Source organism: Curtobacterium poinsettiae (assembly GCF_025677645.1).
Lineage (GTDB): Bacteria > Actinomycetota > Actinomycetes > Actinomycetales > Microbacteriaceae > Curtobacterium > Curtobacterium poinsettiae_A.
The window spans coordinates 716,052-729,093 of sequence record NZ_CP106879.1; the positions used below are offsets into that span (position 1 = coordinate 716,052).

The following is a 13,042-nucleotide window of genomic DNA, read 5'->3' on the forward strand; positions in this document are numbered from 1 at the left end:
GCCGGCATGACCGAGCTGCCGACGCGACGAGAGCGTCGACTCGCCGAGGTGAGTCGTGCCCGCGCCGCCGCCGCCGAACCGGCGACGGTCGCGATCGACCTCCGTGCACCCCAGCCGGTGCCGGAGGTCGTGACCGGCCGTCGCCGCGACCGCGGTGGCCCGGCCGGGGAACGCACCCGGGTGCTCGGCATCCTCAACGTCACCCCCGACTCGTTCAGCGACGGCGGGCTGCACCAGGCCTACGACGCCGCCGTGCAGCACGCACGTGACCTCGTCGCCGCCGGTGCGGACGTCATCGACGTCGGTGGGGAGTCCACCCGCCCCGGTTCCGAGCGGGTGCCCGTGGCGGTCGAGCAAGAACGTGTGCTGCCGGTCGTGCAGCAGCTCGTGGCCGAGGGGATCCCGGTCAGCGTCGACACCATGAACGCCGCGACTGCAGAGCGTGCCGTCGACCTCGGTGCCGCGATCGTCAACGACGTCTCCGGCGGCCTCGCCGACCCGGACATGGCCCGGGTCGTGGCGTCGACGGGCGTCGGGTTCGTCGTCATGCACTGGCGCGGCCACAGCGACCGGATGTACCGCAACGCCGAGTACACCCACGCGGTCGAAGAGGTCCGGCGCGAGGTCGAACTCCGGGTCGCCGAACTCATCGTGCTCGGCGTCCGGCAGGAGCAGGTCGTCATCGACCCGGGCCTCGGCTTCGCCAAGCACGGCGTGCAGAACTGGGAGATCCTGGCCGGCTACGAGCGCTTCGCCTCGATCGGGCTGCCGGTGCTCGTCGCCGCCTCGCGCAAGCGGTTCCTCGACGGTGTCGGGAGCCCGGAGGGCGCCCCGCCCAGGGAGCGCGACCTCGCCACCGCCGCCATCAGCCTGCTCGCCGCCGAACGCGGCGCGTGGGGTGTGCGCGTGCACGACCCGGCACCGACCCGTGCCGTGCTCGACGTCTGGGACGCCTGGAGGGCAGCTCGATCGTGAACGACACCATCCGCCTCACCGGGGTCCGCGCTCGCGGACACCACGGCGTCTTCGACCACGAGCGCGCGGACGGCCAGGACTTCGTCGTCGACGTCGCCGTGGAGCTCGACGCCCGCGCCGCCTCGAGCAGCGACGACCTCGACGCCACCGTGCACTACGGCGTCCTCGCCGAGCAGGTCGTCGCCGAGATCGAACGCGACCCGGTCGACCTGATCGAGACGCTCGCCGAGCGCATCGCCGCGGCCGTGCTCACCCACCGTGCCGCGTCGGCGACGGAGGTCACGGTGCACAAGCCGCAGGCCCCGATCACCGTGCCGTTCACCGACGTCTCGATCACCATCCGGCGCACCCGTGGCGCCACGGTGCCGGACGAGGAAGAAGCATGACGCACCGGGTCGTCGTCGCCCTCGGAGCGAACCTCGGCGACCGGGGGAGCACGCTCCGCGCCGCCGCCACCGCGATCGCCGCCCTGCCCGGAGTCGAGCCGGTGGCCTCGAGCCGCGAGGTCGAGTCCGTCGCCGTCACCCTCGACGGCCTCGACACGTCGAAGCCCCGCTACCGGAACGCCGTCGTGGTCGTCGACACCGACCTCGAGCCGCAGGCCTTCCTCGACGCCCTGCACGGCATCGAGGACGCGCACGGCCGCACGCGCGAGATCCGGTGGGGCGACCGCACCCTGGACCTCGACATCGTCGCGGTGGACGACCTGCGGATCGCCACGGACACCCTGGTCGTGCCGCACCCCCGGGCAGCGGAGCGCGCGTTCGTGCTCGCCCCGTGGCTCGACGCCGACCCCGCGGCCGTCCTGCCCGGTGCCGGACCGGTGGCCGACCTGCTCGCCGCCGTGGGGGACGACACCGAGCGCGTCGACGAGCCGCGCCTGTTCGCGGAGCCGGCACGGGCCTCCCGGCCGGCGGGGAGCGCGACCAGCGCATGAAGCCCACCCGCGCCTCCACGCTGATCAGCATCGCCGTCGTGACGGTGGTCGCCGGTTTCGCGCTCGACGCCGTCCTGGCGTCGCGCCAGCTGCCGACGTTCCTGTTCTCGGTCCCGCTCGGCATCACGCTCGCGTTCATCGGCGTCGCCGTCGTGCTCATGGCGCGCCCGGTGCGCCGACACGCTCGCGACGGCGCCGGACGCCAGCGGCCGGTCGACCCGCTCTACGCGACGCGGGTCGTCGTGCTCGCGAAGGCGTCCAGCATCTGCGGCACGCTGCTGGGCGGATTCGCCCTCGGCCTCGTGCTGTACCTGCTGACCCGTTCCGCGACGCCTTCGCTAGGCTCGACCCTGCCGAACGTGATCGCCGTCGGGGGCGGGATCGTCCTGACGGTCTGCGCACTCGTGGCGGAGCGCATGTGCATCGCACCTCCGGGTGACGACGACGACCGTGACGATCCCCGCAACGGCTCGACGACGGTGAACTGACCGAGCAACCCCAGGAGGCCCGCGATGCCGCGTGAACGACTCGACGAGCCCGGCCTCGGCCTCGGGGGGATCGCCTGGCAGCGGGTGTCCGCGAAGCTCGTGTGGACCGAACTCATCACCACGCTGGTGATCGGCGTCGTGCTCACCGCGGGCTGTGTGCTCATCGGGATCGTCACCGGCGGCTTCGGCTCCGGAGCCGGCACCGTGTGGCTCATCATCGGCATCGTGGTCGCGGTCACCACGGCGATCACCGCCGCGCTGACGCCCCGACGGGTCCGTGCCATCGGCTACGCGCTCCGCGACGACGACCTGGTCGTGCGCCGCGGGCTCATGTGGCAGCGCTTCACGGCGGTCCCGTACGGCCGGATGCAGCTCGTCGACGTCGCCCGTGGCCCGCTCGACCGGGCGCTCGGCATGAGCGAGCTGAAGTTCGTGACCGCCGCGGCCGCGACGAACGTCCGGATCCCGGGTGTCCCGGCAGCGGACGCCGACGAGCTGCGCGACCGCCTCGTCGAGCTCGCCGAGTCCCGTCGTGCCGGACTGTAGGGGTCGTCCGTGACCTTCCGACCGGGCACCCCGCCACCCGCTCCGCCCGCCCCGCCCAGCCGGGGCAACGCCGCCGCGGCGGCGCCCCTGACCGACGGCGAGTGGCACCGCCTGCACCCGCTCACCCCGCTGCTCAAGGGCGGGATCTTCCTCATCGTCATCCTCGGCTACGTGCTGAACAGCCTGCGCGACCAGCTCGTCGAGTTCTTCATCCCGGGCGAGCAGCAGGAGGACGGTGACCCGGTCCGGTACGTGTACGAGCACGGTGCCGTCGGCTGGGTCCTGCTCGGCATCGTGGTGCTGCTCCTGGTGCTGATCGGGCTGTTCTACCTGTCCTGGCGCATGCACGAGTTCCGTGTCACCGGCGAGATCGTCGAGGTGCGCTCGGGCGTGCTCTTCCGGAACCACCGCAAGGCCCGGCTCGACCGGATCCAGGGCATCAACATCCAGCGGCCGCTCGTGCCCCGGGTGTTCGGCACCGCCAAGCTCGAGATCGCACAGGCCGGCAACGACGCCAACGTGCAGCTCGCCTACCTCGGGGCCCGCGCCGCCGACGACCTGCGGCAGCGGATCCTGGTGCTCGCGTCCGGCGCGAAGGACGACGACGGCCACGGCGGTCCGTCGCGGCAGTCGCACGGAGCACTGCAGGACCGCGTCGACGAGATGTTCTCGCCCGAGCTCGACCCGGCAGCCGTGCACGCGACCCGCATCGTCAAGGTGCGTCCCGGTCGCCTCATCGCGTCGATGCTGCTGTCCGGCACGACGCTGTTCCTGGTGCTCGTCATCGCGGCGATGATCATCAGCGTCGCCGTCACCGGTGAGTACGGTCTGCTGTTCGGGCTGTTCCCCGCCGTGCTCGGTGCCGGCGGCTACTACGTCCGCAAGTTCTCCCGTTCGCTGCAGTACACGATCGCCGAGACGCGCGACGGCATCCGGATCGGCTTCGGGCTGGTCTCGACGTCGAACGAGACGCTGCCGCCCGGGCGCATCCACGCCGTCAGCGTCGCCCAGCCGCTGCTGTGGCGTCCGTTCGGCTGGTGGGACATCCGCATCAACCGTGCGACGAGCGCCGGCAACGGGGCGTCGAGCAACCAGCAGGTGTCCTCGATCGTGCTGCCCGTGGGCACCACGGCGGACGTCCGCGAGGTCCTCGACATCATCCTGCCCGGGCTCGTCGGCACCGTCGTCGCCGGCCCCGAGGCCTCGCAGGAAGCCCTGCGCGAAGGGGCTGCCGAAGCCGTCGACGTCGTCGACGACAGCCTGACCACCTCGGGCGACCGCGGCGGCTTCGTGCACTCCCCACGACGTGGCGCGTGGCTCCGTCCGTTCGCGTTCCGGCGCAACGGCTACCGGTTCGTGCAGGGGGCGGTGCTGCTGCGGCTCGGTGCCGTGTGGCGGTCGCTCGTCATCGTGCCGCTGCCCCGGGTGCAGAGCGTCAGGGTCGAGCAGGGCCCGCTCGAGCGTGCCCTGCGGCTCGCAGCCGTCCACGTCCACACCGTGGCCGGTCCGGTGGCGGCCCGGGTCGGCGCGCTCGACGCGCGGGACGCGCAGCGCCTGTGGTCGGAGACGACGCAGCGTGCCGTCGAAGCGGCCGCGGTCGACACGACCCACCGCTGGCGCGAACGGGAGGCCCGTCCCGCGGCCGCCACGCACGCTGCGGCCGACACCGAGCCCGGGTCCGGAGCCCCTGCCGCACCGACGGCGGACCACCGGTCCGCCACCGTCCCTCCCGGCTGGGGCGACGTCCCACCGACCGGAGCCGCACGATGAGGGCCGGGCGTCTCGGGGTCGGCATCGTCGGCGCCGGACGGGTCGGACCCGTCCTCGGAGCGGCCCTGGCGAACGCGGAGCACGCCGTCGTCGGGGTGACCGCCGTGTCCGAGGAGAGCCGTGACCGCGCCGAGGCGATGCTGCCCGGCGCCCCGGTGCTCGCGACGCCGGACCTGGTGGAGCGGAGCGAGCTCGTGCTGCTCGCGGTGCCGGACGACCAGCTCGCCTCGCTCGTGCAGGGTCTGGCGGACGCCGGGATCTGGCAGCCGGGGCAGCTCGTCGTGCACACCAGCCCGGACCACGGCGTCGGCATCCTCGCCCCGGCGATGGCAGCCGGTGCGATCCCGCTCGCGATCCACCCGGCGATGGCCTTCACGGGCACGAGCGTCGACCTGTCCCGGCTGCGCGACGCCTACTGCGCGGTGACCGCCCCGGCGCCCGTGCTGCCGATCGCCCAGGCGCTCGTGGTCGAGATGGGGGCCGAACCGTTCGTCGTGGCCGAGGGCGACCGGCCCGCCTACGCCGATGCGGTGCGGGCCGCCGTGAGCTTCTCGACCGCGATCGTCGACCATTCAGCCGGCACCCTGTCCGGCATCGGCGTCGAACACCCGGGTCGTGTCCTCGGTGCGCTCGTCCGCTCCGCCGTCGACAACGCGCTGACCGCCGCCGACGGGCAGTCGGCGCTCTAGCGGTTCGGGGGCGGGACCGCGGCGCGGGTAGCATTTCCCCCGACCCCCACGACCATCGGAGCCGCACCCGCATGACCGACGAGACCGTCACCCCCGACACCGCGATCGCCGACGCCGCCGCACTGGCCGAGCAGGAGACCAGCGAGCAGCGACAGGTCCGGCTCGACAAGCGGGCGAAGCTGCTGGAGTCGGGCATCGAGGCGTACCCCGCCGAGCTCCCCATCACCACGACGATCCCGGCCGTGCGCGAGCAGTACGCGCACCTGGAGACCGGCGAGGAGACCCAGGACGTCGTGGGCATCGCGGGTCGTGTGGTGTTCTCGCGCAACACCGGCAAGCTCTGCTTCGCGTCCCTGCAGTCGGGCGACGGCTCGCGCATCCAGGCGATGGTCTCCCTGGCCGAGGTGGGGGACGAGTCCCTCGCCCGCTGGAAGGAGTTCGTCGACCTGGGCGACCACGTGTTCGTGCACGGCCGGGTGATCTCCTCGCGCCGCGGCGAGCTGTCGATCATGGTCGACGACTGGGCGATCGCGGCGAAGGCGATCCTGCCGCTGCCGAACCTGCACAACGAGCTCAACGAGGAGACGCGGGTCCGCCAGCGCTACCTCGACCTGATCGTCCGCGACGAGGCCCGCGCCACCGTGCGCGCCCGCGCTGCCGTGATGGCCTCGCTGCGCCAGACCTTCACGGCGCACGAGTACCTCGAGGTCGAGACGCCGATGCTGCAGACCCAGCACGGCGGCGCCTCGGCCCGACCGTTCGTGACGCACTCGAACGCCTTCGACACCGAGCTGTTCCTGCGCATCGCACCCGAGCTGTTCCTGAAGCGCGCCGTCGTCGGCGGCATCGACCGGGTGTTCGAGATCAACCGCAACTTCCGGAACGAGGGCGCCGACTCGTCGCACTCGCCCGAGTTCGCGATGGTCGAGGCGTACCAGGCGTACGGCAACTACGAGCAGATGGCCGACCTGACGCAGGAGCTCGTGCAGAACGCGACCCGCGCGGTCACCGGCGGTGCGCTCGAGGTCACCCTGCCCGACGGCAGCACCTACGACCTGGGTGGCGAGTGGCCCCGCATCGACATGTACGGCTCGCTGTCCGAGGCCGCCGGGCGCGAGATCAGCCCGGAGACCCCGCTGTCCGAGCTGCAGGCGCTCGCCGGCGCCGAGGGTGTCGAGGTCGCCCACGCCACGCACGGCAAGTACGTCGAGGAGCTCTGGGAGCACTTCGTCATCGACTCGCTCGACCGCCCGACCTTCGTGATGAACTTCCCGGTCGACACCTCGCCGCTCACCCGGCAGCACCGAACCCGTCCGGGCGTCGTCGAGAAGTGGGACCTGTACGTCCGCGGCTTCGAGCTCGGCACGGCGTACTCCGAGCTCGTCGACCCGGTCGTGCAGCGGGAGCGGTTCGTCGAGCAGGCGAAGCTCGCGGCCGGTGGTGACCTCGAGGCGATGCGCGTCGACGAGGACTTCCTGCGGGCCCTGGAGCACGCGATGCCCCCGTCGGGCGGCATGGGCATGGGGATCGACCGCCTGCTCATGGCCATCACGGGTCTGGGCATCCGCGAGACGATCCTGTTCCCGCTCGTGAAGTAGCTCCCGGTCCACCGGGGTACGATGCTCGGGTGCCTGAAGGAGTCGTAAGCGGGATCGTCTTCGCCCTGACGCCGACCATCGTCGTCGGCCTGATCTTCTGGTTCGTGATGCGCGCGATCATGCGTGCCGACCGGACCGAGCGAGCCGCGTACGCCAAGGTCGAGGCCGAGGAGCGCGCCCGCTTCGAGCGTGAGCACGGTCGCCCCGCGCCGGCTCCGACGTCGGCCGAATAGTCGCAGCAGCACCCCGCGCGCTGCGCGGTGCGCACGGTGCTGCGCTGACTTCACCCGGCGTTCACCGCGCGGTGTGACGCTGTCGCACATGCCGACCTGCCCGGAACCCGTCGAGGACCTCGACGACCTCGACGTGGAGGACGCCTTCGGGCACCCGGTGTCCGGCACGTCCGGCCTGCCCGTGGGCGTCGACGGAACCGGCCGCGGGGCCGACGGCACAGCCCTCGACGACGAGGGCGACGTCGACGACCTCGACGTCTGAGCGCCGACGGACCGTCACGCACCGTTCACCTCGCCGACGCGTACCGGGGTGAGCATCGTCCGCATGGCAACCACCGCACATCCCTTCACGGGCCGCAGCCTCGTCGGTGACATCGAGAGCGAGTACGACGAGTTCGACCGAGACGCAGACCTCGAGGTCTCCAAGCGCCGGGACGGGTGGCTCGAACCCTCCTGGTGACCCCACCCGTTCGGTATTCGGGGTACGACGACCAGATCGCACTGATCCGGTCGGACGTACCCCTTTTGCATGTCCGGAGTGCGCAGTTACCCGGGGTACAGGGTTGGAAACGCTGGTGAAACACGCCTGCAACGCCGGAAACACGGCGTTATCCGCTTGATCCAGGGCCGATTGGGGGACCAAACTGTCGGAGGGCTGTACCCCGCGGGGGACGCTTTCGATGACGAAGCACGGAGAACCCTGAGAATCGCTCCGAACGATTTGTGGGGTACACCTCCGGGCCGCTTTACTCATCAGCACCCCCGGCAACGCCCCACGAAGCCATCACCGTCGAACGCAGGGAGAAACACCATGACGATCGCAACGGCTGCACCCAGCACCACCCGCCGCACCGCCACCAAGAAGGCATCGGCGTCGAAGACCGCGACCGCCGAGTCCGCCACCACCTCCCTCGATACCGAGGTCGAGGCCGACGAGCAGCTCGCCGGTGTCCGCGGTGCCTCGGTCGACCAGGTCGGCGACTACCTCCGTCACATCGGCCGTCTCTCGCTCCTCACCGCCGAGGAAGAAGCGCAGATCGCACGCCGCATCGAGGTCGGGCTCTTCGCCGAAGAGAAGCTCGCCACCGAGAAGGGTCTCGCGAAGACCCTGCAGCGTGAACTCCGCTGGCTCGTCCGCGACGGTGAGCGCGCCAAGGAGCGCATGATCACCTCGAACCTCCGCCTCGTCGTGAGCATCGCCAAGCGGTACTCGCAGCGCGGCCTGCCTTTCATGGACGTCATCCAGGAAGGCAACCTCGGCCTGGTCCGTGCGGTCGAGAAGTTCGACTTCACGCAGGGCTACAAGTTCTCGACCTACGCCACCTGGTGGATCCGCCAGGCAATCTCGCGTGGTCTCGCCGACAAGGCGCGCACGATCCGCATCCCGGTGCACACCGTCGAGCTCATCAACAAGATCTCGCGCACCGAGCGTGACCTGACCGTCGACCTCGGCCGCGCGCCGATGCCGGAGGAAGTGGCCGCCGAGCTGAGCATGAGCGTCGAGGAACTCGTCGACCTCAAGGGCCGCTCGCACGAGCCCGTCTCGATCCACACCGTGGTCGGCGACTCCGACGACAGCGAACTCGGTGACTTCATCGAGGACGAGGACGCCGCGAGCCCGAACGAGCTCACCGAGACGACGCTGCTGCACCGCGACATCCGCTCCATCGTCGCCGAGCTGCCCAGCGACGAGGCGAACGTCATCCGCATGCGCTACGGCCTGGACGACGACAAGCCGATGACCCTCGACGAGATCTCGAAGATCGTGCACACGACCCGCCAGGCCGTCAGCCGGGTGGAGTCGCGCGCCAAGCTGCGGCTGTTCGCCAAGGCGGTCTCGCAGGACATGCAGCTGTACCTGACCGACTAGGTCAGGGGACTTCGGCCGGCGCGTTCACCGTGCCGGCGCGGGGAACCGGGTCGTTCTGTGGGAAGACGATCCGGTGGGGTGATGGGACGGCCCGCTCGAGCACTGCTCGGGCGGGCCATTCACGTTCCCGGCGCCGGGACCGGGACCGGCGCCAGGACCGGGACCGGGTCGGGGCCAGGACCGTGGCCCGGTTCACCGGCCCCGCGGCGTCAGTCGTCGATCTCGCGCCGGAGCTTCTGCCGCAGGTCACTCGGGATGAGCTCGACCAACTGGTCGGGACGCACCGGCAGGTCGAGCAGGCTGAGCTTCACGCGTCCGGTCCGCCCGTGCCGCTCGGCGTCGAGGCGCACCACACTGCCGGCGTCCTTGCGGAGCCGCATGTCGATCTGCGCCCCGGTGGCCACCTCGCCGACGACGAGCCCGTCGACCTCGAGCGCGGCGCTCCTGGTGCCCTCGGCGATGTCGAACCGGTAGCGCTCCCGTGCGGCGAGCACCACCGAGCGGTCGATCCCGGCCATCGGCGCGACCGGCGTCACCACGGAGCCGGACAGTGCGGGGGAGAGCACCGGACCACCGGCGGCGTAGTTGTACGCGGTGGAGCCGGCGGGGGTGGCGGCCACGATGGCGTCGGCGCGGTAGTACCCGTACCCGAGGCCCCCGACGCTGAGGTCGGCCGACACCTGCCCGGCGCCCGGCCGCCGCACGATGGTCAGGTCGTTGAACGCCAGGTAGTCGGTGCGGGCACCACCCCAGGACAACCGGGCCTCGAGCGCGTGGTGCGGCTCGAGCTGGTACTCGCCGGCGGACAACCGCTCCAGAGCGCTCTCGAGCTCGGGCGGCTCGATCTCGACCAGGAACCCGACGTTGCCGTAGTTCACCCCGAGGACGGGCACCGGGCGCTTCGCCACGAGCCGCATCGCCCCGAGCATGGTGCCGTCGCCGCCGAGGGCCACGACCAGGTCGACGCGGTCGGTGAAGTCGTCGTCGTCGACCACGTCGACCCCGCCGCCGATGCGCTGGGCGTCCGCACGGCGGGCGAGCAGTTCGCCCTGGCCGGACGCGTTCCAGCGCTGCAGGGTCGTCACGGACTCCTGCACGTTCTTGGTCGGGTGGACGACGAGGCCGACGACGGGCTGCTCCATGAGCGGATCGTACCGAGCGGACCTCCGACGCGACCTCCCGTCCGTCTCGGCGTTCGTTCGCTGCGCACAAGACGCACCCTGGTCACGCCCACGGCGAACAGGGGCAGCCCCCGGGGGGAGCGCTGGTTACTCTCGAAGTACTTGGCCGGACTCACACGAGACCGGCACAGCGTCGGCTCCGCTCATCAGGGGCCAAGGGAGAGCACATGTTCGAGAGATTCACCGACCGGGCCCGTCGTGTTGTCGTCCTCGCTCAAGAAGAAGCGAAGATGCTCAACCACAACTACATCGGCACCGAGCACATCCTCCTCGGTCTCATCCACGAGGGCGAGGGCGTCGCCGCCAAGGCGCTGGAGTCGCTGGGCATCTCGCTCGACGCCGTGCGCGAGCAGGTCCAGGACATCATCGGGCAGGGCCAGCAGCAGCCGACCGGGCACATCCCGTTCACGCCGCGCGCCAAGAAGGTGCTCGAGCTGTCGCTGCGCGAGGCGCTGCAGCTCGGCCACAACTACATCGGCACGGAGCACATCCTGCTCGGCCTGATCCGCGAGGGCGAGGGTGTCGCAGCCCAGGTTCTCGTGAAGCTCGGCGCCGACCTGAACCGGGTGCGCCAGCAGGTCATCCAGCTCCTGTCCGGCTACCAGGGCAAGGAAGCGGTCGCCGTCGGCGGCGAGCAGCAGCAGAACGCGCAGCAGGGTTCGCAGGTCCTCGACCAGTTCGGTCGGAACCTCACCCAGGCCGCGCGCGACGGCAAGCTCGACCCCGTCATCGGGCGCGAGAAGGAGATGGAGCGGGTCATGCAGATCCTCTCCCGCCGTTCCAAGAACAACCCTGTCCTGATCGGCGAGCCCGGCGTCGGCAAGACCGCCGTCGTCGAGGGCCTCGCGCAGGCGATCGTCAAGGGCGACGTGCCCGAGACGCTGAAGGACAAGCAGCTCTACTCGCTCGACCTCGGGTCGCTCATCGCCGGGTCCCGCTACCGCGGTGACTTCGAGGAGCGCCTGAAGAAGGTCACGAAGGAGATCCGCACCCGCGGCGACATCATCGTCTTCATCGACGAGATCCACACGCTCGTCGGTGCCGGTGCAGCCGAGGGCGCGATCGACGCGGCCTCGATCCTCAAGCCGCTCCTGGCCCGCGGTGAGCTCCAGACCATCGGTGCCACCACGCTCGACGAGTACCGCAAGCACTTCGAGAAGGACGCCGCACTCGAGCGTCGCTTCCAGCCGGTGCAGGTCAACGAGCCGTCGCTGCCCCACGCGATCAACATCCTCAAGGGTCTGCGCGACAAGTACGAGGCGTTCCACAAGGTGTCCATCACCGACGGTGCGATCGTCGCCGCGGCGAACCTGGCGGACCGTTACGTGCAGGACCGCTTCCTTCCGGACAAGGCCATCGACCTGATCGACGAGGCCGGCGCTCGCCTGCGTCTGTCGATCCTGTCGGCACCGCCGGAGCTCCGCGAGTTCGACGAGAAGATCTCGACGGTCCGCGGGTCGAAGGAAGCCGCCATCGAGGAGCAGGACTTCGAGAAGGCCGCGAGCCTGCGCGACGAGGAGAAGAAGCTCCTCGGCGAGCGTCTCCGCCTCGAGAAGCAGTGGCGTGCGGGTGACGTCGCCGCGTCCGGCACCGTCGACGAGGGCATCATCGCCGAGGTCCTGGCCCAGGCCACGGGCATCCCGGTCTTCAAGCTCACCGAAGAGGAGACCTCGCGGCTCGTCTTCATGGAGAAGGCACTGCACGAGCGCGTCATCGGTCAGGAAGAGGCCATCTCGGCCCTGTCCAAGACCATCCGCCGTACCCGTGCCGGCCTGAAGGACCCGAACCGTCCCTCCGGCTCGTTCATCTTCGCCGGCCCCACGGGCGTCGGGAAGACCGAGCTCGCCAAGGCCCTCGCCGAGTTCCTGTTCGACGACGAGGGTGCGCTGATCTCCCTCGACATGTCGGAGTTCGGTGAGAAGCACACGGTCTCGCGACTCTTCGGTGCCCCTCCCGGGTTCGTCGGGTTCGAGGAGGGTGGCCAGCTCACCGAGAAGGTGCGCCGCAAGCCGTTCTCCGTGGTCCTGTTCGACGAGATCGAGAAGGCCCACCCGGACATCTTCAACTCGCTGCTGCAGGTGCTCGAGGAAGGCCGTCTCACCGACGGTCAGGGTCGCGTGGTCGACTTCAAGAACACCGTCATCATCATGACCACGAACCTCGGTTCGCAGGGCATCGCCGGTGGCCCGGTGGGCTTCCAGGTCGAGGGTGACTCGGCAGTCGGCTACGACCGCATGCGCGGCAAGGTGAACGAGGAGCTCAAGAAGCACTTCAAGCCCGAGTTCCTGAACCGTGTCGACGACACGATCGTGTTCCCGCAGCTGTCGCAGCCCGAGCTGCTGCAGATCGTGGACCTGTTCGTGAAGCGTCTGGCCGATCGCCTGCTCGACCGCGACATGACCGTCGAGCTCACGCTGCCGGCCAAGGAGCAGCTCATCAAGGTCGGGTTCGACCCGTCCCTCGGTGCTCGGCCCCTGCGTCGCGCGATGCAGCACGAGGTCGAGGACCAGCTGTCCGAGCACATCCTGCAGGGTGAGCTCAACGCGGGCGACCACGTGAAGGTCGACTTCGTCGACGGTGCGTTCCACTTCGAGACCGGGCGTCAGCCGGGCCGCGAAGAGGTCCTCGCCGGCGCAGCCGCGGTCGAGGCCGCGACCGACACGCCCCAGGGCGAGATCGAGTCCTAGGACCTGACACCCCACTGACAGGAGGCTCGGTGCCAGCTGGCACCGGGCCTCCTGTCCGTTCCCGGGTC

At 70.6% G+C, this 13,042-nt stretch carries 14 protein-coding genes; 13 read left to right on the forward strand and 1 reads right to left on the reverse strand.

The window, feature by feature from the left end; translation table 11 throughout:
- The first annotated feature begins 6 nt into the window (after positions 1-6).
- From folP to OE229_RS03595, 12 genes are all read left to right on the forward strand, one after another.
- On the forward strand, positions 7-975 hold the full coding sequence (folP, locus tag OE229_RS03540; protein ID WP_263345016.1) for a dihydropteroate synthase: 969 nt from the start codon (positions 7-9) through the stop codon (positions 973-975).
- Positions 972-1,361 carry a dihydroneopterin aldolase gene (gene folB / locus OE229_RS03545; protein WP_262139762.1) on the forward strand — a complete coding sequence of 130 codons (390 nt, stop codon included), beginning with the start codon at positions 972-974 and terminating at the stop codon, positions 1,359-1,361. Before folP ends, folB begins: the two co-directional genes overlap by 4 nt.
- Positions 1,358-1,912 (forward strand): 2-amino-4-hydroxy-6-hydroxymethyldihydropteridine diphosphokinase, encoded by a 555-nt coding sequence (gene folK, locus OE229_RS03550; protein ID WP_262139763.1) that lies wholly within the window; start codon positions 1,358-1,360, stop codon positions 1,910-1,912. The genes folB and folK overlap by 4 nt, the downstream gene beginning before the upstream one ends.
- Positions 1,909-2,400, forward strand: a complete 492-nt coding sequence (locus OE229_RS03555) for a DUF3180 domain-containing protein (RefSeq protein ID WP_182064267.1) — start codon at positions 1,909-1,911, stop codon at positions 2,398-2,400. The genes folK and OE229_RS03555 overlap by 4 nt, the downstream gene beginning before the upstream one ends.
- Positions 2,401-2,424: 24 nt before the next feature.
- Positions 2,425-2,946 (forward strand): PH domain-containing protein, encoded by a 522-nt coding sequence (locus OE229_RS03560; protein ID WP_262139764.1) that lies wholly within the window; start codon positions 2,425-2,427, stop codon positions 2,944-2,946.
- A 9-nt stretch (positions 2,947-2,955) separates the two neighbouring features.
- Positions 2,956-4,716 carry a PH domain-containing protein gene (locus tag OE229_RS03565; protein ID WP_262139765.1) on the forward strand — a complete coding sequence of 587 codons (1,761 nt, stop codon included), beginning with the start codon at positions 2,956-2,958 and terminating at the stop codon, positions 4,714-4,716.
- Entirely contained in the window at positions 4,713-5,405 is a 693-nt protein-coding gene (locus OE229_RS03570) for a Rossmann-like and DUF2520 domain-containing protein (protein ID WP_262139767.1), read from the forward strand. The genes OE229_RS03565 and OE229_RS03570 overlap by 4 nt, the downstream gene beginning before the upstream one ends.
- A 71-nt stretch (positions 5,406-5,476) precedes the next feature.
- Positions 5,477-7,003 (forward strand): lysine--tRNA ligase, encoded by a 1,527-nt coding sequence (gene lysS, locus OE229_RS03575; protein ID WP_262139769.1) that lies wholly within the window; start codon positions 5,477-5,479, stop codon positions 7,001-7,003.
- Positions 7,004-7,032: 29 nt separating this feature from the next.
- The gene (locus OE229_RS03580) at positions 7,033-7,236 is read left to right on the forward strand and encodes a hypothetical protein (RefSeq protein WP_071245264.1); all 204 of its coding nucleotides are present in this window, start codon (positions 7,033-7,035) and stop codon (positions 7,234-7,236) included.
- Positions 7,237-7,324: 88 nt separating this feature from the next.
- Positions 7,325-7,498 carry a hypothetical protein gene (locus OE229_RS03585; protein ID WP_182064271.1) on the forward strand — a complete coding sequence of 58 codons (174 nt, stop codon included), beginning with the start codon at positions 7,325-7,327 and terminating at the stop codon, positions 7,496-7,498.
- 63 nt (positions 7,499-7,561) lie between these two features.
- Positions 7,562-7,696 (forward strand): hypothetical protein, encoded by a 135-nt coding sequence (locus tag OE229_RS03590; protein WP_258320880.1) that lies wholly within the window; start codon positions 7,562-7,564, stop codon positions 7,694-7,696.
- Positions 7,697-8,047: 351 nt separating this feature from the next.
- The gene (locus tag OE229_RS03595; RefSeq protein WP_035809350.1) at positions 8,048-9,106 is read left to right on the forward strand and encodes a sigma-70 family RNA polymerase sigma factor; all 1,059 of its coding nucleotides are present in this window, start codon (positions 8,048-8,050) and stop codon (positions 9,104-9,106) included.
- A gap of 209 nt (positions 9,107-9,315) precedes the next feature.
- Here OE229_RS03595 and OE229_RS03600 read toward each other — a convergent pair whose 3' ends face one another.
- Complete coding sequence (locus tag OE229_RS03600; protein ID WP_027467066.1) at positions 9,316-10,248, reverse strand: NAD(+)/NADH kinase; 933 nt, start codon at positions 10,246-10,248, stop codon at positions 9,316-9,318.
- 206 nt (positions 10,249-10,454) lie between these two features.
- Here OE229_RS03600 and OE229_RS03605 point away from each other — a divergent pair, with 206 nt between their 5' ends.
- Positions 10,455-12,974: an ATP-dependent Clp protease ATP-binding subunit gene (locus OE229_RS03605; protein ID WP_027467068.1), complete on the forward strand. Its 2,520-nt coding sequence runs from the start codon at positions 10,455-10,457 to the stop codon at positions 12,972-12,974.
- The last annotated feature ends 68 nt before the right edge of the window (positions 12,975-13,042 follow it).